General features: G+C 56.0%; 16 protein-coding genes and 4 tRNA genes. 14 read left to right on the top strand and 6 right to left on the bottom strand.

The window, feature by feature from the left end:
- Positions 1 to 124 precede the first annotated feature (124 nt).
- Positions 125 to 1,333: an ABC transporter substrate-binding protein gene (locus U738_RS16925; protein ID WP_035563999.1), complete on the top strand. Its 1,209-nt coding sequence runs from the start codon at positions 125 to 127 to the stop codon at positions 1,331 to 1,333.
- A gap of 77 nt (positions 1,334 to 1,410) precedes the next feature.
- On the opposite strand, the gene U738_RS16930 is transcribed toward U738_RS16925, so the two are convergent.
- The 6 genes from U738_RS16930 to typA form a co-directional block, all read right to left on the bottom strand.
- Complete coding sequence (locus U738_RS16930) at positions 1,411 to 2,736, bottom strand: branched-chain amino acid ABC transporter permease (protein ID WP_035564002.1); 1,326 nt, start codon at positions 2,734 to 2,736, stop codon at positions 1,411 to 1,413.
- Positions 2,736 to 3,740 (bottom strand): branched-chain amino acid ABC transporter permease, encoded by a 1,005-nt coding sequence (locus tag U738_RS16935; RefSeq protein WP_035564004.1) that lies wholly within the window; start codon positions 3,738 to 3,740, stop codon positions 2,736 to 2,738. Before U738_RS16935 ends, U738_RS16930 begins: the two co-directional genes overlap by 1 nt.
- Positions 3,741 to 3,756: 16 nt before the next feature.
- On the bottom strand, positions 3,757 to 4,476 hold the full coding sequence (locus U738_RS16940; protein WP_022520879.1) for an ABC transporter ATP-binding protein: 720 nt from the start codon (positions 4,474 to 4,476) through the stop codon (positions 3,757 to 3,759).
- Positions 4,477 to 4,551: 75 nt separating this feature from the next.
- A complete protein-coding gene (locus tag U738_RS16945) occupies positions 4,552 to 5,322 on the bottom strand; it encodes an ABC transporter ATP-binding protein (RefSeq protein ID WP_035564006.1) in 771 nt (256 codons plus the stop codon).
- A 49-nt stretch (positions 5,323 to 5,371) separates the two neighbouring features.
- Positions 5,372 to 6,817, bottom strand: a complete 1,446-nt coding sequence (locus tag U738_RS16950; RefSeq protein ID WP_035564008.1) for a sodium-dependent transporter — start codon at positions 6,815 to 6,817, stop codon at positions 5,372 to 5,374.
- Positions 6,818 to 7,099: 282 nt separating this feature from the next.
- A complete protein-coding gene (gene typA, locus U738_RS16955) occupies positions 7,100 to 8,950 on the bottom strand; it encodes a translational GTPase TypA (RefSeq protein ID WP_035564011.1) in 1,851 nt (616 codons plus the stop codon).
- Positions 8,951 to 9,185: 235 nt separating this feature from the next.
- Here typA and U738_RS16960 point away from each other — a divergent pair, with 235 nt between their 5' ends.
- From U738_RS16960 to rpoB, 13 genes are all read left to right on the top strand, one after another.
- Positions 9,186 to 10,181: a biotin--[acetyl-CoA-carboxylase] ligase gene (locus U738_RS16960; protein ID WP_035582670.1), complete on the top strand. Its 996-nt coding sequence runs from the start codon at positions 9,186 to 9,188 to the stop codon at positions 10,179 to 10,181.
- Positions 10,178 to 11,017, top strand: coding sequence for a type III pantothenate kinase (locus tag U738_RS16965; RefSeq protein WP_035582671.1), 840 nt, complete (start codon positions 10,178 to 10,180; stop codon positions 11,015 to 11,017). The genes U738_RS16960 and U738_RS16965 overlap by 4 nt, the downstream gene beginning before the upstream one ends.
- 119 nt (positions 11,018 to 11,136) lie before the next feature.
- A tRNA-Tyr gene (locus tag U738_RS16970) sits at positions 11,137 to 11,220 on the top strand.
- A gap of 105 nt (positions 11,221 to 11,325) precedes the next feature.
- Positions 11,326 to 11,399, top strand: a tRNA-Gly gene (locus U738_RS16975).
- 13 nt (positions 11,400 to 11,412) lie between these two features.
- Positions 11,413 to 11,487, top strand: a tRNA-Thr gene (locus U738_RS16980).
- Positions 11,488 to 11,683: 196 nt separating this feature from the next.
- Positions 11,684 to 11,759 (top strand) — tRNA-Trp (locus tag U738_RS16985).
- A gap of 74 nt (positions 11,760 to 11,833) precedes the next feature.
- Positions 11,834 to 12,217 carry a preprotein translocase subunit SecE gene (secE, locus tag U738_RS16990; RefSeq protein WP_035582672.1) on the top strand — a complete coding sequence of 128 codons (384 nt, stop codon included), beginning with the start codon at positions 11,834 to 11,836 and terminating at the stop codon, positions 12,215 to 12,217.
- Positions 12,218 to 12,225: 8 nt separating this feature from the next.
- Positions 12,226 to 12,759: a transcription termination/antitermination protein NusG gene (gene nusG / locus U738_RS16995; protein WP_008959178.1), complete on the top strand. Its 534-nt coding sequence runs from the start codon at positions 12,226 to 12,228 to the stop codon at positions 12,757 to 12,759.
- Positions 12,760 to 12,892: 133 nt separating this feature from the next.
- Positions 12,893 to 13,324, top strand: coding sequence for a 50S ribosomal protein L11 (rplK, locus tag U738_RS17000; protein WP_007112017.1), 432 nt, complete (start codon positions 12,893 to 12,895; stop codon positions 13,322 to 13,324).
- A gap of 2 nt (positions 13,325 to 13,326) precedes the next feature.
- Positions 13,327 to 14,019, top strand: a complete 693-nt coding sequence (gene rplA, locus U738_RS17005; RefSeq protein WP_035582674.1) for a 50S ribosomal protein L1 — start codon at positions 13,327 to 13,329, stop codon at positions 14,017 to 14,019.
- Between the two features lie 319 nt (positions 14,020 to 14,338).
- Positions 14,339 to 14,839 carry a 50S ribosomal protein L10 gene (gene rplJ / locus U738_RS17010; RefSeq protein WP_035582676.1) on the top strand — a complete coding sequence of 167 codons (501 nt, stop codon included), beginning with the start codon at positions 14,339 to 14,341 and terminating at the stop codon, positions 14,837 to 14,839.
- Positions 14,840 to 14,951: 112 nt separating this feature from the next.
- The gene (rplL, locus tag U738_RS17015; protein WP_022520870.1) at positions 14,952 to 15,320 is read left to right on the top strand and encodes a 50S ribosomal protein L7/L12; all 369 of its coding nucleotides are present in this window, start codon (positions 14,952 to 14,954) and stop codon (positions 15,318 to 15,320) included.
- Between the two features lie 322 nt (positions 15,321 to 15,642).
- Positions 15,643 to 19,719, top strand: coding sequence for a DNA-directed RNA polymerase subunit beta (gene rpoB, locus U738_RS17020; protein ID WP_035582678.1), 4,077 nt, complete (start codon positions 15,643 to 15,645; stop codon positions 19,717 to 19,719).

Genomic DNA, 19,719 nt, shown 5'->3' on the forward strand with positions numbered 1-19,719 from the left:
GTTAGAAACCGAGGCTTGTGTTTTTGGCGTTCCAGTTCCAGATTAATAGCAGCCTTAACGATTGTCCGCTGGGGCATACTAAAAAAATGCATACATTTTTATCTCACTGGGAGCGACAAATAACATGATCAACAAGCGCGCATTAGCCACCGCTGTGGCGGCTTCAACTCTGGCAATGACCGGATTAGCCCAGGCAGAGGTCAAAGTTGGCTTCTTGGGCGGCTTTACCGGGGGAATTGAAAGTTTAACGCCACCCATTTTTGAAGGGGCGCAGCTAGCCGTTGAGCAGATCAATGAGCAGGGCGGTATTTTAGACGGCCAAACATTGGTGATGCCGTCCGGCGATACGACCTGTTCCGATGCATCGGCTGCCTCTAACGCCGCCGATCGCATGGTGAACTCTGAAAATGTCACCGCGATCGTCGGTGCGCTGTGTACTGGTGCGACCATTGCCGCGGCTAACAACGCTGCTATTCCCGGTGGCGTATTGATGGTTTCGCCTGCGTCTACCGCCCCTGCGGTATCGGAGCTTGATGACAACGACCTGGTGTTCCGTACCGTGCCGTCAGACGCCTTCCAGGGGGAAATGCTGGCTAAGCTACTGCTTGAAAAAGGCATTGACGCAGTGGCGGTGACCTACGTCAATAATGATTACGGTCAGGGCCTTTCTGACGCCTTCAGCGCCGCGTTTGAGGCCGGTGGCGGCGAGATTGCCGAGAACCTGGCCCACGAAGATAACCGCGCCGACTATCGCTCTGAGCTAGGCTCGCTCTCGGTGAGCGGCGTTGATACCCTCGTCGTGCTGGCCTACGCCGACACTTCGGGGCAGACGGTACTGCGTCAAGCCTACGAAAGTGGCATGTTTACCCAGTACGTAGGTGCTGACGGCATGGTCGGTGATAGCCTTATCGAAGCTATCGGTGCAGACGTGCTGGATGGCATGATCGCCACGCGCCCCGGCAGCCCTGATCTGCCCGGTACCGATATCTTTATCGAAGCCGCCGAAGCTGCTGAACTGGATCCAAGCGCAGTATTTGCCGCCCAGGCCTATGATGCCGCTTTCCTGATCGCATTGGCGATTGAGCAGAACGGCAGCGCTGAGCGTGAAGGCCTTTCAGAAGCGCTGCGCAGTGTTTCCAGTGCCCCCGGCGAGGTCATTCTGCCCGGCGAGTGGGAAAAAGCGGTTGAGCTGATTGCCGCGGGCACCGACATCAACTATGAAGGCGCCTCTGGTTCGCATGAGTTTGATGACAACGGCGACGTGCCTGGCGTGGTGGTCGAGATGGCTGTGGAAGACGGCACCTTTACCAGCAAAGGTCAGGTTGATCTTTAAGCTTCCCGCTGAGCGTTAAAATAAATGCCCGGCTGTTACCAGCCGGGCATTTTTTTATGAGTCAGCAGCTGAGAGGATCAACTGTGGCTTTTGATCTTCTCGGGTAGTAGCCCTTTGGGCGCAAAGCGCAGCACCATGGTGATCAGTAAGCCAATCACCAGCACCCGTGCCTGTAGGGCGCGGCTATCCATATTGCCCGGTGCATCCCAGCCGAACGCACCTTCGCCAAAGGCCACCGCTAACTGCATTAAGAACAGCGCCAGGGGCTCGGACATAATCCAGATGATATACACCGCCACGGCGCCAAAAATGGTGCCCAGGTTATTGCCCGGCCCGCCCAGAATCACCATCACCAGCACTAGGAAGGTATGGTTCAGCGGCAGGTAGCCTTGTGGGTCGAAGAGGCTGTTGAAGGTGCCCAGTATGCCGCCGCCCAGACCCATCAGAATGCAGCCCAGCACGAAGATTTCCAGACGCCGTTTGTTGATGTCCTTACCCATCGCCGCCGCAGACACTTCGTTATCGCGAATGGCCCGAATCATTCGTCCCCAGGGGGCGTTGTAGGCACGATTGAGCAGAAAGAAGATTACCGCAATGATCACCGCGGTAAACGAAAGGTAGATGGCACGCGACAGTGTAAAGCCCAGCTCAGCTGGCCCCGGTGTTGGCCAGGGTAGCGGGGAAACCGTGGCGGTGCCGCGGGTTAGCCAGTCAGAGTTTTTCAAAAACGCCTTGATGATCTCGGCAATGCCCAGGGTGGCAATAGCCAAGTAATCGCTGCGTAAGCCCAAACAGATATGGCCAATAAAGTAGCCGACGCCACCTGCCAAGGCGCCCCCGACAATCCAGCCGATCCAGGGCGGTAAGCCTAGCCCACCGACGAAGCCTGCCTGGCTTTCAATCGCATCAGTGACCTCGCGTAACTGGCTAATAACCACCAGGTAAAGCACGACGCCCAGTACCACCGCGATAAAGGTACGCAGGGGCTTGGGCACACCCAGGCGATCTAGTTTGCTGGCGCCCACGATCAGTAGGGTAGCGGCGGCACCGTATAGCAGCACGCGGCCAAATTCGCCGGGTAGCGCAGTGCCCCAGAAGGCATCATTGACCGGCACGCTAAAGAACATCGCGCAGAAGCCGCCCAGAGCAACAAAGCCCATCACACCAGCGTTAAACTGCCCAGCGTAGCCCCACTGAATGGTTAACCCTAAGGCAAGAATGGCGTAACAAGCTGCTTCTACCAGCATGCGTGTGCTATAGGCGGCGCCCATGATGGCATAGACCGCTAACACTGCGACCAGCAGTGCACCGAACAGGACCAGTTCGCGCAGTGGAAAGCGGCGCTGTTGGGTGGCGTCTTGGGGCGTGTAGGCAGGGTTGCGCGTTTTTTCTGAATGGCTCATTAGATCACCTTGCCTTTAAACAGTCCGGTGGGGCGCCACACCAGAATGGCTACCAGAATGAAAAACGGCACCACAATTTTGTACTCGGTACCCACAAAGGCCAGGTTTGAGGGGAGCTCTAACCAGGTGGGCAGACTGTCGCGGAAGGGGCGCAGCAGCACGTTCCAGTTAAACACCGCCAGTGTCTCGGCAAAGCCGACCACAAAGCCACCGACAATCGCCCCATAAGGGTGGCCCACACCGCCCACGATGGCAGCAGCAAAAATAGGCAGTAGCAGGAAGAAGCTTAAGTCGGGCTTGAAAGTGACATCCAGGGAGAGCAGCGTCCCTGCAATGGCGGCCAGGGCACCCGCAATGATCCAGGTTACCGCCACAATGGTATTGGTATTGATCCCCGATGCCTGGGCTAGCTCAGGATTATCCGACATGGCGCGCATTGCCTTGCCTAGCCGCGAACGGTTAAGAAAAAGGTGCAGCGCCACAACAGCGACGAGGGTAATCACAAACAGGTAGATTTGCGGTTCGGTTACCACAATCGGCGCCCGGGCGCCCTCAAAGGGTAGTGCCAGGCGAAAGATCTCCTTGCGATCATCTACATAGAGGCTCTGCCCGCCGGTACCGGAAAACAGGCGAATCAAACCCTGCAAAATTAACGTGACACCCAGTGAGCCAATCACTAACACGATTGGCTTTACCCCATGGGCGCGTAGCGGCTTATAGAAGGTTTTGTCGATCCCCACCGCTAAGGCGGCAGTAAGCAGCATCGCCAGCGGCAGCATTAAAACCGCCGTTGGCACGCCGATGCTGGCGCCCGCTGCTGGGAACAGTGTGGTAAGCAGCAGCACCATAAAGGCGCCGAAGGTCATCATATCGGCATGGGCAAAGTGGGCAAAGCGCATAATGCTGAAAATCAGCGTTACCCCAATGGCCCCGATGGCATAAATGGAGCCGCTTACACTGCCCGAAATCACCACATTATTGATGAAAAAAACCAGTTCGTTCACGTGTATCTCCCTGGGGCTAGCCGCCCAAAAAGCTTTTGGCGACATCGGGGTCGGCAAGCAGTGCTGCCCCAGTGTCGGTAAAGCGGTTTTGGCCAGCGGCCAGCACAAAGCCTTTATCGGCTATCGCGAGTGCCTGTTTGGCGTTCTGTTCCACCATCAAAATACCCACGCCAGCGGCGTTGATCTGTTTGACGCGGTCGAAAATCTCATTCATATACAGCGGCGACAGCCCCGCGGTGGGTTCGTCCAGCAACAGCAGGCTCGGCTCGGCCATCAAGGCGCGGCCCATGGCGACCATTTGGCGCTGTCCACCGGAAAGCTCACCGGCAGGCTGGCGGCGCTTTTCGTACAGCGGTGGGAAAAACTCATAGATCTGAGCGAGCATGCGCTTGACGTTTTGCGGCTTTAAAAAGGCGCCCATCTCCAGGTTTTCCTGCACCGAAAGGCTGGGGAAAACGTTCTTCTCCTGGGGCACAAAGCCCATACCGCGCTGCACCAGCTGGTTAGGCGGTAGATTTTGGATCGGCTGGCCGTTAAGCAGTATCTCGCCCTGATTAACATGCAGCAGGCCAAAGACGGCTTTCAGCATGGTGGATTTGCCCGCCCCGTTAGGGCCGACGATCACACCGACCTCATCGGCTTCCAGCGTCATGTTTACCCCGTTAAGGATATTCATGCCGCCATAGCCGCCGTGCACATCGCGTGCGTCGATTAATGGCCTGGTTGTTGATGACATAAGCAAAGTATTCCAGCAAGGTCGCTTGGCAGCGACATCATTATATTAATTGGCTAATGGGAGAAAACGTCACGCTTAAGCGGCATCGGTACCGAAGTAGGCCTCAATGACCTCAGGATTATTCTGGATATCGTTGATATGCCCCTCCACCATCACGCTGCCTTGAGCCAGCACGATAACCGGATCGCAAAGGCGGGCAATCATCTCCATATCGTGCTCAATGACCAGGAAGGTGTAACCCATTTCGCGGTTGAGCCGCTCAATATTGCCGATCAAGTCGCCCAGCAGGGTGCGGTTTACCCCGGCAGCGATCTCATCAAGGAGTACCACCTTGGCATTGGTCATCATGGTGCGGCCAAGCTCCAGCAGCTTCTTCTGGCCGCCGGACAAGTTGCCCGCTAGCTCATTACGCACGTGGTGCAGGCCGACGAAATCAATCACCTCCAGCGCGCGGCGGCGCACCTCGGCTTCTTCTTGGCGCACTATGCCTGGCTTTAACCAAGCGCTAAAAAGGCTTTCTCCCGCCTGTTTGGGTGGCACCATCATGAGGTTCTCCAGCGCGCTCATCTGGCTGAACTCGTGGGCAATCTGGAAGGTACGCAGCAGGCCTTTGTGGAAACGCTGGTCGGCACTAAGCGCGGTAATGTCTTCACCATCGAGCAGAACGCGGCCGCTATTCGGGGCTAAAGCGCCGGCAATCAGATTAAACAGGGTAGATTTGCCTGCGCCGTTAGGGCCGATCATGCCGGTAATGGAACCCTTCTCCACCTGAATGGAGCAGTCGTTAATCACCTGTAAGCCGCCGAACGCTTTGTTGACTCGCTGTACATCAATAAGAGGGTTCATGGTGTCTCCACGCGATACAGGCGGCTAAAAAGCCGCCTGCGCACTGTTATTAAGTTGTTTGTTGTGGTTTTTTTAGCCAACGCTGGCTGGCTGCAAAGGCCCCAATCATGAGCAGCGCACCGAGGGTGGGGATCAAATAGCCATCCACCTGAGGAATGGTGCGTAAAAACACAAAGGCCACCGCAGCAGGCGCCACAAAGCGCACCAGAAAACGCCATAGCTTAAACCAGGTGACGCTGCTGCCCAGTTCTTTCATCACTTCACTCTGGGTTAGCGCCCAGCCGGCAAACAGCGCTATCAGCAGACCGCCCACCGGCATAAAGATATTGGTGAGTAGCTCGATAAACTCAAACGCACTGCGCCCAAACAGGCTATGGAATATCGTCCCCTCGGCCCAAATGTTGAAGCTAACCACGGTCAGCAAACCCATTGCCCAGGCGGCGATAACCATGATCGTGACCGCCTGTGGCCGGGTCATGTCAAAGCGCTCCACCAGGAAGGCGGCGACGGGTTCGATCAGCGAAATAGAGGAGCTGATCGCGGCGCCGAGCACCAGAATAAAGAATACGCCGCCGACCAACGCGCCAAAAGGCATCTCGGCAAACGCCAGCGGAAGGGTGACAAACATCAGTCCAGGCCCTTGCCCGGTCTCTAACCCGGCGCCAAACACCAGCGCAAAAATAGCCAGGCCCGCCACCATCGCCACGGCGGTATCGACGATGGCGACAGCAAAGGCGGTGCGGGTCAGTGAGACATCGCTGGGCATGTAGGCGCCGTAAGCCATGATGGCCCCCATTCCCAGGCTCAGGGTGAAGAATGACTGCCCCATGGCCTGTAGCCAGCCCTCAAGGCTAAGGTCGGCGATATTAAAGGTAAATAGAAAGCTGGCGGCGGCGCCTATATCGCCATTCACCACGCCGTAGGCCAGCACCACCAACAAAATCACAAACAGCGCGGGCATCATAATGCGCAGGCCTGATTCGATTCCTTTGTGAATGCCCATACCCACAATTAGCGCGGACGCCGCAATGAAAAGGGTGTGATAGAGCGTCATTAGGCCGGGGGAGGCCAGCAGGGCGTCAAAGCCAGTGCCAATGGTTTGCGCATCGGCGCCCACCAGCGAGCCGGTCAGCATTAGCCAAGTGTAGTGAATCGCCCAGCCGGCAATTACCGAATAGAAGCTTAAAATCAAAAACGCCGAGGCGGCGCCCAGCCAACCAATAGTTTCCCAGGCGCGGGAAGTGCCGTGGGTTTTGGTTAGGTGACGCATGCCCATAATCGGGCTCTGGCGGCTGGTGCGGCCGAGCATGATCTCGGCAATCAGAATGGGAATGCCGACGGCAAAGATCGTCAAGGCGTAGACCAATATAAAGGCACCGCCACCGTTTTCACCGGTCAGGTAGGGGAAGCGCCACAGGTTGCCCAGACCGACCGCGGAGCCAACTGCGGCGAGAAGAAAAGTGCCTTTATGCGTCCAGACGTTATGACCGCTCATGGGTAAGAGTGTCCGTAGTTGGGCGTCAGAATGGGGTGGTATCCAAACGCCTGTATGAATATAGCGATGTCAGCGTGCCTTGGACGCGCTGAATTTAGCGTTACTGTGCGATAGAACGCGCCGCCTTTCCAGCGTATTAGCGTTTAGGCTGCGTTTAGGGAGCTATCTTGGCAAAGGTAGTGGCAAAGGGGTGAACGCTGGGAGCTGATGTTAGCGCAGAAGGGCGAGGACATAAAAAAACCCGCTTTCGCGGGTTTTTGGGTACTTACTGCTTGGAGCGGATTACTTCTTGCTGTAACGCTTACGCTCGGTCTCTTTCAACAGCTTTTTACGCAGGCGGATGTGCACCGGCGTGACTTCGACGAGCTCGTCGGAGTCGAGGAACTCGATGGCCTGCTCCAGGGAGAACTTAACCGGTGGGGTTAATACGATGTTTTCATCGTTACCGGTGGAGCGCATGTTGTCGAGCTTCTTGCCTTTGGTGGGGTTAACCACCATGTCATTAGCGCGGTTGTTGATGCCGATCAGCATGCCTTCGTAGACTTCCGTGGCGTGATCGATAATCAGCTTACCGCGCTCTTGCAGCGCATACAGCGCATAGGCAAGGGCTTTACCGTCAACCATCGAGACCAATACGCCGTTACGACGCTCGATAGAGGCATCAGGCTTCAGCGGGCCGTAGTGATCAAAGCGGCTGGTCAGGATGCCGGTGCCGGAAGTCAGGGTCAAAAACTGGCCACGGAAACCGATCAAGCCGCGGGCAGGAATGATGAAGTCCAGGCGAACCCGTCCTTTGCCATCCGGCAGCATGTTGGTCATCTCACCTTTACGGTAGCCCAGCTCTTCCATGATAGAGCCCTGGTGCTGCTCTTCACAGTCGATGATGACCTCTTCGTAGGGCTCCTGCTTCTCACCGTCGATCTCTTTGATGATCACTTCGGGGCGGCCTACGGCTAGCTCAAAGCCTTCACGACGCATGGTTTCGATCAGCACCGAGAGGTGCAGTTCGCCACGGCCGGAAACCTTGAACTTCTCAGGGGTTTCGCCCTGTTCAACGCGCAGTGCCACGTTGTGAATCAGCTCTTGATCAAGGCGATCCTTGATATTACGGCTGGTCACAAACTTGCCATCTTTACCGGCGAACGGTGAATCGTTGACCTGGAAGGTCATTGAAACGGTCGGTTCGTCGACAGACAGCGGCGGCAGTGCTTCGACCTTGGCCGGATCGCATAGCGTATCCGAGATCGACAGATCGTCGATGCCGGTAACACAGACGATATCGCCCGCGGTGGCTTCGTTGGTCTGCACGCGCTCCAGGCCCATATGGGTCATGACCTGACCGATTTTGCCTTTACGCACATTGCCGTCAACGCCGATGATCGACACCTGCTGGTTCGGTTTCACCGCGCCACGCTTGATGCGACCCAGGCCGATAACGCCCACATAGCTGTTGTAATCCAGCGCGGAGATCTGCATCTGGAACGGGCCATTGAGCTCCACCTGAGGTGGATCAACGATATCGACGATGGCCTGGAACATGGGGTCCATGTTGTCAGCCAACTCTTCAGGATCCATACCAGCAATGCCGTTTAGGGCAGAGCAGTAGATGATCGGGAAATCGAGCTGTTCATCAGACGCGCCCAGGTTATCGAACAGATCAAAAATCTGGTCGATAACCCAGTCAGGGCGTGCGCCGGGGCGGTCAATTTTGTTGACTACCACAATCGGCTTGAGGCCCTGGGCGAAGGCTTTCTGGGTCACGAAGCGAGTTTGCGGCATCGGGCCATCAACGGCGTCTACTAGCAGTAGCACCGAATCGACCATTGACATGACGCGCTCAACCTCGCCGCCGAAATCGGCGTGCCCAGGCGTATCCACGATGTTGATGTGGTAGCCGTTACCGTGGCTGTCTTGCCACTGAATGGCCGTGTTCTTGGCCAAAATGGTAATGCCACGCTCTTTCTCCTGGTCGTTTGAGTCCATGATGCGCTCTTGACCTTCTGCTTTACGGTCAAGGGTGCCGGACTGGCTCAGGAGTTTGTCGACCAGTGTGGTTTTACCATGGTCAACGTGGGCTATGATCGCGACGTTGCGCAGGTTATTAACCGCGCTGGAGTTTTGCTGGTTTTGCATGCTGAGAGAGAACTCTTGTGAACACCCGTTTGTCCACGGGTCGGAAAATGCGGGTCGCAAGGGCTGGCAATTTGCCGACCATCTTGGCTCAGGGCTTGCGTCCAATAACTATTCTACCATGTCGAAGGCTTCGCTGATATTACTGGAGCGCTTATCGACCTTGGTCGCCCCCCGGAAAGTTTTCGCCGCGAACCTTCATCCGCTAGAATAGCGCTTTTCCCACTGGGGCAGGAGCATGACCATCGGCAACCTGATGCGTTTGTTAAGCGATGGCGAGGTTCACTCTGGCGAGCAGCTGGGTGAAACGCTGGGAATTTCTCGTGCGGCGGTGTGGAAGCAGTTAAAAAAACTCGAAGCGCTCGGGGTAGAAGTCGTCGCGGTGAAAGGCCGTGGCTACCAGCTGTCGCAGCGGCTGGAGCCCTTGGAGGGCGCCAAAATCGTTGAGCAGCTGCCCGCTCAGGCGCGCCACCATCTGGCGCGTCTGTTTGTTGAAGATCAGTTACCCTCCAGCAACGAATATCTGCGTCAACGCTTTGAACAGGGCGCCGGACATGGAGAGGTCTGTCTGGTTGAGCTGCAGACGGCGGGGCGTGGGCGGCGCGGGCGTGTCTGGTCGACGCCCTGGGGGCAGAGCCTAATGCTCTCGGTGGGCTGGCGCTTCGAGTCGGGTATTGCCGTGTTGGAAGGCTTGAGTTTGGCGGTGGGCGTTGTCGTTGCCCAGGTGCTTGAGCAGCACGGCGTGGCGCCGAAGCTCAAGTGGCCAAACGATATCCTGCTCTCCGAGCAGGGGGATGAGCCTGACGATGAGCTAGGCAAGCTGGCCGGCATTCTTATTGAAGTGACCGGCGATGCGGCAGGCCCCTGTGAGGTGGTTATCGGCATTGGTATGAATTTATGGCTGCCCGAGGCGCAGCGAGCCGCCATCGATCAGCCCGTGGCCGCGCTTTTCGAGCGGCTGCCGAATATCTCACGCAACCAGTTGGCCTCAGAGGAGGTGGCAGGCCTATTGGCCATGCTGGCTAACTTTGAACAGGAGGGTTTTAGTGCCTGGCGTGATGCCTGGAATGAACGCCACGCCTATGCAGGGCTGCCCATTCGGGTAATTCAGGGGCAGCAGACCAGCGAGGCCGTCGCGGGGGAAGTGGATGAGAGTGGTAACCTATGGGTTACCGAAAATGGTCACTCGCGACGCCTAGCTGGCGGTGAGATTAGCGTACGCAGGCGTTTATGATTCTGGATCTTGATATCGGCAACACGCTGTCTAAGTGGCGGCTAAAGGATGCCGAGAGTAGCGAGATACGTTCCCGTGGAGCGGTGTGGACCCGGGAAGAGTGGCGCCCAGGGGCCGATATCCCCGATCTTGATGTCGTCGAGGCGGTGCGTATATCCAGTGTCGCCAGGGCGGCCGTGCTGGAGGAGACGGTCGCCTTGCTGCGCCGCCGGGTGCGCCATGTGCACGTGGCGCGCTCCACCCATGAGGCGCTAGGCGTGGTTAACGGTTACGAAGAGCCGGGGCGCTTGGGCGTTGATCGTTGGATGGGGGCGCTGGCGGGGTATCAGCTAGCAGGTGGCTGTTGTGCGGTGGATTGCGGTAGCGCGATTACCATTGACTTTGTTTTGCCGGGCGGAAGTCATCTTGGCGGCTTTATTATCCCCGGTCTGCGCCTGATGAAAGAGAGCCTGAAGCTAGGTACTCGCAATGTCGCTATCGACCCGGAGAGTGAGGCCGATGAGTTGCTAGAGCCGGGGCGGCGCACAGTCGATGCCGTGAACCACGGTATTTATATGGCGGCCGTCAGTGCCATCAACCGTATTTATAGTGAAGTGTGCGACCAAGAGGGTGTGGCGTTGCCGATGCTGTTGACGGGGGGCGATGCGCGGGTTGTCTCAAGAGGGGTGCAGGTGCCCCACGCGGTGTGGCCCGATATGGTCTACGGCGGCTTAGAGGCGTGCTTTCCGATGACCCTCGCGGAGCGGGCTGGTAAAATGTCGGGCGCGCCGCGGGTGCCTGAGCCAGTGGCGCTAGAAAAGATTCGCGCTGGGCTTGCATTCTCTATGCTGCTTTGACAAAATGCAGCGCGTTCCAAGGCAGTCAGCAGATGTGCAAGCATCGCAAGCTACGATAAATTAAGTAAATATCTCGCTTGACACTGTTTTGAAGGCTGGCATAATGTGCCGCCACAGTTGGAGAGGTTCCCGAGTGGCCAAAGGGAGCAGACTGTAAATCTGCCGCGAAAGCTTCGAAGGTTCGAATCCTTCCCTCTCCACCAGATTTATCAAGCGCTGAGTTGTTCATCGCTTGGGAATGAAAAGCCGGTAAGCGGGCATTAGCTACTGTTCCTCGTGCAGCGGATCGTCATTCTAAGACAGGTTCTGCGGGCGTAGTTCAATGGTAGAACCTCAGCCTTCCAAGCTGATGGTGCGGGTTCGATTCCCGCCGCCCGCTCCAGTTGATGTGTTTGGCTCATGTAGCTCAGGGGTAGAGCACACCCTTGGTAAGGGTGAGGTCGACGGTTCAATTCCGTCCATGAGCTCCATATTGCGAAATAAGCGAGCAAAGCTCGCTTTTTTTGTCTCTGCGTTTAGGTGGTGTTTTGTAACGCCTAGGCGTAAAGAAGGGGTTGTCAGTGGTGGGTTTCTTCGCTACCATGGCGCCCGCTGTTGTATAGGCGGTTGAAAAAAACGCTTGTCGGCAGAAGTAGAAGCAAATGTAGAAAGTCAGTACGACGATACAGGCCAGTAGCTCAATTGGCAGAGCAGCGGTCTCCAAAACCGCAGGTTGGGGGTTCGATTCCCTCCTGGCCTGCCAACCTTCCCCAGGTTGGTATGTCTTTTTTCCGAAATTATTTTATCGTTCGCCGTACCCTGAGGAGTCTCGTTTTTATGAAGCCTGGTTCTGTAAAACATGGCGCCGAGGTGCAACAGACGCGCCATGACGGGCTCAAGTGGGCGGCGGTCGTAGCGCTGCTTGTCGTTGCTGTTGTTGGTAATACCTATTTCGCCGATATTGGCCTGCTCTACCGCGTACTTGGTGTAGTAGTGTTGTGTGTGATTGCCGGTTTGATCGTGCTAACCACTACCAAAGGTCGTGATTTAGTAGAGCTTGCCAGAAGCGCCAAGAAAGAGATTCAGCGCGTTGTATGGCCGACCCGTCCCGAAACCATTCAGACCACCGCCATTGTGCTGGTGGCTGTTCTGGTGGTCGGGCTATTGCTGTGGTTGATCGACACTCTTCTTGGCTGGGCGATGTCCGGCGTCATTGGTTAGGAGCTTTCATGTCCAAACGTTGGTACGTCGTCCACGCTTATTCTGGCTTTGAAAAGCATGTCATGCGCTCGCTGATTGAGCGCGTGAAAATGTATGGTATGGAAGATCGCTTTGGCGAAATTCTGGTGCCAACCGAAGAAGTCGTTGAAATGCGCGACGGCAAGCGACGCAAGAGCGAGCGTAAATTCTATCCTGGCTATGTACTGGTCGAGATGGAGATGGCCGACGAAACATGGCACCTCGTCAATGAGACGCCGCGTGTTATGGGCTTTATCGGTGGCACCAAAGAGAAGCCCGCGCCAATTACATCACGCGAAGCGGATGCAATTCTGCTGCGCGTTAAAGACGGTACCGATAAGCCGCGGCCCAAAACGATGTTTGAGCCGGGTCAGTCGGTGCGTGTTGTTGATGGGCCGTTTGCCGATTTCAACGGTGTCGTCGAAGAAGTCAATTATGAAAAGAGTCGTCTGCATGTCAGCGTGCTGATCTTTGGGCGCTCTACGCCTGTTGAGTTAGAATTTTCTCAGGTTGAGAAAGAGTAGCGGGTGAGTAGTAAATAGTTAGTAGTGAATAGTAAGTAAGCGGTAAGTTTTAATTCGTGTGAAATGGCTGGTTCAGCTGTTTCACTGGTGCCGGGGAGCCTTCGGGCGCTATTACCCAACTGGAGTGTTAAAGATGGCCAAGAAAGTACAGGCTTACATCAAACTGCAGGTTGCTGCAGGTAAAGCCAATCCAAGTCCGCCGGTAGGCCCAGCGCTGGGTCAGCACGGCGTGAACATCATGGAATTCTGTAAGGCGTTCAACGCCGCGACTCAAGAAATTGAGCCGGGCCTGCCGACGCCAGTCGTGATCACTGTCTACTCTGATCGTAGCTTCACGTTCGTCACCAAGACGCCGCCTGCTGCCGTGCTGCTGAAAAAAGCCGCCGGTATCAAGTCCGGCTCTGGTGAGCCGAACAAGAAGAAGGTCGGCACCGTGACCCGTGAGCAGCTTGAAGAGATCGCCAAGACCAAAGAGCCTGACCTGACGGCTGCGAATCTCGATGCCGCTGTACGCACCATTGCTGGCAGTGCTCGCAGCATGGGCCTAAACGTGGAGGGTCTCTGATCATGGCTAAACTGTCTAAGCGTGCGAAAATCATTCGCGAAAAAGTAGACGCTACCAAAGCCTACTCTATTGAAGAAGCAGTAGCGCTGCTTGCTGAGCTGTCTACGGTTAAATTCAAAGAGTCCGTTGATGTCGCCATCAACCTGGGCGTTGACCCACGTAAATCCGACCAGGTTGTGCGTGGCGCTACCGTCATGCCTAACGGTACCGGTAAAGACGTACGCGTTGCGGTCTTCACCCAAGGTGCTAATGCCGATGCCGCTAAAGAAGCCGGTGCCGACATCGTAGGTATGGACGACTTGGCTGAGCAAGTGAAAAAAGGCGTGATGGATTTTGACGTCGTTATCGCTTCGCCCGACGCTATGCGCGTTGTTGGCCAGTTAGGTCAGATCCTAGGTCCGCGTGGCCTGATGCCTAACCCCAAAGTTGGCACCGTAACGCCTGATGTGGCGACAGCGGTTAAAAATGCCAAGGCGGGTCAGGTGCGTTTCCGTACCGACAAAAACGGTATTATCCACACTACCCTGGGTAAAGTGGATTTTGACGCAGCAGCACTTAACGGCAACCTGGAAGCATTGGTTGCTGACCTGAAGCGCCTCAAGCCGAGCGCGTCTAAAGGTATTTACTTTAAGAAAATGACTCTGTCCACTACCATGGGCCCGGGTTTGACCATCGATCACTCTGCTTTTGTTTAAAGCATACGATCGGTAGATTTGTAGTAAGAACTGAGCAAGAACTTTGCGGTCCCCCGTTTGGTGACTATCACTGGCCGGGGCATCGTCAAAGACCGCAGGTGCCGTCCTTAGCTCGTACGTTGTTTGTACTGACAAGGGCGGCTTAATTGCCCCATAAGCGCCTGCGCAGATGGTGTGGCCGCCAGTTGGTTTAGCTTAACGGCTTTCTGGTGAGCACCATCCCCAAGGCTTTCCGCTTTGCAACGCTTTTGCAAGTAGAGCGGGGAGAGATGGTAACCACCGGAACCTTTCTGGGTTCCGGCACGAAGGAGTGATCACTGTGCCACTAGCACTTGAAGGCAAGAAAGCGATTGTTGCCGAGGTCAGTGAAGCGGCCAAGGGCGCACTCTCCGTCGTAGTTGCTGATTCTCGCGGCGTTACGGTTGGTAAAATGACCGATCTGCGCAAGCAGGCGCGTGAGAATGGTGTAGAGCTGCGTGTTGTACGTAATACGCTGGCTCGCCGCGCTCTCGAGGGCACTCAGTGGGAGTGCCTGAACGATAGCTTTGTTGGTCCTACGTTGTTGGCCTTCTCTACTGACCATCCGGGCGCTGCCGCTCGTTTGTTCAAAGAGTTTGCTAAAACGAACAAGGACTTCGAAGTAAAAGCGTTGGCCTACGAAGGTGAGCTGATTCCGGCTGCTGACATCGACCGTCTGGCAACCCTACCGACTCACGACGAAGCAATTGCCAAGTTGATGTCGGTAATGAAAGAAGCCTCCGCTGGCAAGCTGGTTCGTACTCTGGCCGCGCTGCGCGACCAGAAGCAAGAAGCTGCATAAGCAGTTCTTTTTGCTGGTGGCGTGAATGGTTGAACCAGAACGCTGCCTGAACCGAGCAATGAATCCTGAGTCATCGGCTGACCGAGACTCCCGCAAAGTTAGGAATGAAACAATGGCACTGTCTAAAGACGATATCATCAATGCTGTAGCCGACATGACCGTGATGGAAGTTGTCGAGCTGATCGAAGCAATGGAAGAGAAGTTCGGCGTTTCTGCCGCGGCTGCCGTAATGGCTGGCCCGGCTGCTGGCGGCGAAGTAGCTGAAGAGCAGACTGAATTTGACGTCGTTCTGACCGCTGCTGGCGACAAGAAAGTTAACGTGATCAAAGCAGTTCGTGAGATCACCGGCCTTGGCTTGAAAGAAGCTAAAGGTGCTGTTGACGGCGCTCCGGCGACCATCAAAGAAGGTCTGTCGAAAGACGACGCTGAAGCAGCTAAAGCTAAGCTGGAAGAAGCGGGCGCAACCGTCGAGCTCAAGTAAGCCTTGTGCGGACGGCTTTACGCGCTGCGTAAGCTTCCACGGCTGGCGGCGGGATATCCCGCTGCCGGCCTTTTTCTGTTGCAACTGGTGTTTAATAGCAGCATTGCTGTTGGTAAATAGCAGAGCGACAGAAGCGTAAAAGCGTTATTGAAGCGCTATTGAAGATAGTGTTAACGACGACAGTGTTATCGACGACTGAGTTATCGAACTAGATTTTCGACGGCGAGCTACCGATTTAGGAGCTTGCTGTCTGCGTCTGACACGCCCGTAGGGCAGATGACCACGCATCGGTCACCCATGGTGAACAAGCTGGGGAATACAGATGGCTTACTCATATACTGAGAAAAAACGCATCCGCAAGGATTTCGGCAAACTGCCCCAAGTAATGGATGTGCCTTACTTGCTGGCGATCCAGCTTGATTCCTATTACGACTTCCTCCAGCAAGATCGTTCGCCCGACGAGCGTCACGAGATCGGTCTGCACGCGGCATTCAAGTCCGTGTTTCCGATTGAGAGCTTCTCCGGCAATGCAGCGCTTGAGTATGTCAGCTACCGCTTTGGTACGCCGGCGTTCGATGTTAAGGAGTGCCAGCTGCGCGGTGTGACTTACTCCGCCCCGCTGCGCGTCAAGGTTCGCTTGATCATTTATGATCGCGACTCCTCGAACAAAGCCATTAAAGATATTAAAGAGCAAGAAGTCTACATGGGGGAAATCCCCCTGATGACGGAGAACGGTACCTTTGTTATCAACGGTACTGAGCGGGTTATCGTATCCCAGCTCCACCGCTCGCCCGGTGTGTTCTTTGATCACGACAAAGGTAAGAGCCACTCTTCCGGCAAGCTGCTCTACTCTGCCCGAGTGATTCCTTACCGTGGCTCCTGGTTAGACTTCGAGTTTGACCCCAAAGACAACGTCTTCGTACGTATTGACCGTCGCCGCAAACTGCCGGCCTCGGTATTGATGCGTGCGCTGGGTATGAACACCGAAGAGATCCTCGCCGAGTTCTTTGAAACCAGCGTCTTCCACATTGAGAAATCCGGTTTCTCTGTGGAGCTGGTGCCGTCACGCCTGCGCGGCGAAACGGCCACTTTCGACATCAAAGATGGCGAAGGTAATGTGATCGTTGAAGAGGGGCGTCGGATTACCCAGAAGCACATTCGTCAGCTTGAAAAAGCCGGCCTTGAGCGTCTGGATGTGCCGATGGAGTACCTGTTCGGCAAAACCCTGGCCAAAGATCAGATCGATTCCAAGACCGGCGAGCTGATCTGCCCATGTAATACCGAAATCACTCCCGAAGTGCTCGAGCGTATGGCTCAGGGTGGCATCACTCTGGTGGAAACGCTCTACACTAACGATCTTGACTGCGGTTCATTCATTTCCGACACCTTGAAGCTGGACGCGACTAACTCCGCGCTTGAAGCCTTGGTGGAAATCTACCGCATGATGCGCCCCGGCGAGCCGCCCACTAAAGAGTCTGCCGAGACGCTGTTTAACAACCTGTTCTTCTCTGAGGACCGCTACGACCTGTCGGGCGTTGGCCGCATGAAGTTCAACCGTCGCCTGCGTCGTGATACTGACACCGGCTCCGGCGTACTGGATCGTAAAGACATCCTGGATGTGCTGCGCGAGCTGATCAATATTCGCAACGGCTTCGGTGACGTTGACGATATCGATCACCTGGGTAACCGCCGTATTCGCTGCGTTGGCGAGATGGCTGAAAACCAGTTCCGCGTTGGCTTGGTGCGTGTAGAGCGCGCGGTGAAAGAGCGTCTCTCCATGGCCGAAAGCGAAGGCCTGATGCCCCAAGACTTGATCAACGCCAAGCCGGTCGCGGCGGCGGTGAAAGAGTTCTTCGGTTCCAGCCAGCTTTCCCAGTTTATGGATCAGAACAACCCGCTCTCAGAGGTTACCCACAAGCGTCGTGTGTCAGCACTCGGCCCCGGTGGTTTGACCCGTGAGCGTGCTGGCTTCGAAGTACGTGACGTACACGCCACGCACTATGGGCGCCTATGCCCGATCGAAACGCCGGAAGGCCCGAACATCGGTCTGATCAACTCGCTGGCGACCTACAGCCACACCAACAGCTACGGTTTCCTTGAAACGCCGTACCGTAAAGTGGTTGATCGTCAGTTGACCGACGACATCGTCCATCTCTCGGCGATCGAAGAGGGCGATTTCGTTATCGCCCAGGCGTCAGCGGCGGTAGATGAGTCCAACAAGCTAAGCGATGATCTGGTTCAGGTGCGTCACCGCGGTGAGACCACCTTTATGCGTCCCGAGCAAGTGACGCTGATGGATGTATCACCCCGTCAGGTCGTCTCGGTCGCAGCGGCATTGATTCCGTTCCTGGAGCACGATGACGCCAACCGCGCCTTGATGGGCTCGAACATGCAGCGTCAGGCGGTTCCTACCCTGCGTGCCGACAAGCCGCTGGTAGGTACCGGCATGGAGCGCTTTGTTGCCCGTGACTCCGGTGTCTGTGCGGTGGCGAATCGTGGTGGCGTGATTGATTCCGTTGACGCGCGTCGTGTGGTGGTACGGGTTAACGAAGATGAGATCATCGGCGGTGAAGCCGGGGTTGATATCTACAACCTGACCAAATACACCCGCTCGAACCAGAACACTTGTATGAACCAGCGCCCCATCGTGCGGCCTGGCGATAACGTGGCGCGTGGCGATATTCTCGCCGACGGCCCGTCGGTGGATATGGGTGACTTGGCGCTGGGCCAGAACATGCGCATCGCCTTTATGCCCTGGAACGGCTACAACTTCGAGGACTCGATTCTGCTTTCCGAGCGGGTTGTTCAAGAAGACCGTTTCACCACCATTCACATTCAGGAACTGACCTGTGTGTCTCGTGACACCAAGTTGGGCTCAGAAGAAATCACTTCTGATATTCCGAACGTGGGCGAGTCTGCGCTCTCCAAGCTGGATGAGGCGGGCGTTGTCTACATCGGTGCCGAAGTCGGCCCGGGCGATATTCTGGTCGGTAAAGTGACACCGAAGGGTGAAACCCAGCTGACGCCTGAAGAGAAGCTGCTACGTGCTATCTTCGGCGAGAAAGCGTCTGACGTTAAAGATACCTCGCTGCGTGCCCCGACAGGCATGAAAGGCACGGTCATCGACGTTCAGGTGTTTACCCGTGACGGCGTTGAGAAAGACTCCCGCGCCCTGTCGATCGAGCGCACCCAGCTTGATGAGGTACGTAAGGATCTCCAAGAGACTTACCGTATCGCCGAAGATGCCACCTTTGAGCGTCTCAAGCGTACCCTTGACGGTCAGGCCGTTAACGGTGGCCCGAACCTCAAGAAAGGCGATGTGCTGGACGAGGATTACCTCGACGAACTGCCGCGTCAGCAGTGGTTCAAGCTGCGTCTGCAGGATGAGTCGTTTAATGAGCTACTGGCTCAGGCTGACGAACAGCTGGAAATTCGTCGTAAAGAGATGGATGAGCGCTTTGAAGATAAGAAGCGCAAGCTGACCCAGGGCGATGACCTCGCGCCGGGCGTACTGAAGATCGTCAAGGTCTACATGGCCGTGAAGCGTCGCATCCAGCCAGGCGACAAGATGGCCGGTCGTCACGGTAACAAAGGTGTTATCTCGGCGATTATGCCCATCGAAGACATGCCGTTTGACGAGAAGGGCGAGTCGGTTGACGTGGTGCTAAACCCGCTGGGCGTACCGTCGCGGATGAACGTTGGTCAGATCCTTGAGACGCACCTGGGCATGGCGGCGCGTGGCTTGGGCGTCAAGATCGAAGCCATGCTGCGCGATGCACGCGGTCAGCAGGTCGCTGAAATTCGTGACTTCCTGGGGCAGATCTACAATACCCAGGGTACGCGTATTGAAGATCTCGATTCCCTGACCGACGATGAAATTATCGCCCTGGCGAAGAACCTAAAAGGCGGTGTGCCCATGGCAACGCCGGTGTTTGACGGTGCTAAAGAGCACGAAATCAAGCACCTGCTGAAGCTGGCGGACATTCCTGAATCGGGTCAGATGGCCCTGTTCGATGGCCGTACCGGTGACGCTTTTGACCGTCCGGTCACCGTCGGCTACATGTATATGTTGAAGCTTAACCACTTGGTAGACGACAAGATGCACGCGCGTTCTACCGGTTCTTACTCGCTGGTTACTCAGCAGCCCTTGGGTGGTAAGGCGCAATTCGGTGGTCAGCGCTTCGGTGAGATGGAAGTGTGGGCGTTGGAAGCATACGGCGCCGCTTACACGCTACAAGAGATGCTCACCGTCAAGTCGGACGACGTCGAAGGCCGCACCAAGATGTATAAAAACATCGTGGATGGCGACCACACCATGCAGGCAGGCATGCCGGAATCCTTTAACGTACTCGTTAAGGAAATCCGCTCGCTGGGCATCGATATCGAGTTAGAGAGCTAG

The organism is Halomonas sp. TG39a, from assembly GCF_000744395.1.
Classification (GTDB): Bacteria; Pseudomonadota; Gammaproteobacteria; order Pseudomonadales; family Halomonadaceae; genus Vreelandella; species Vreelandella ventosae_B.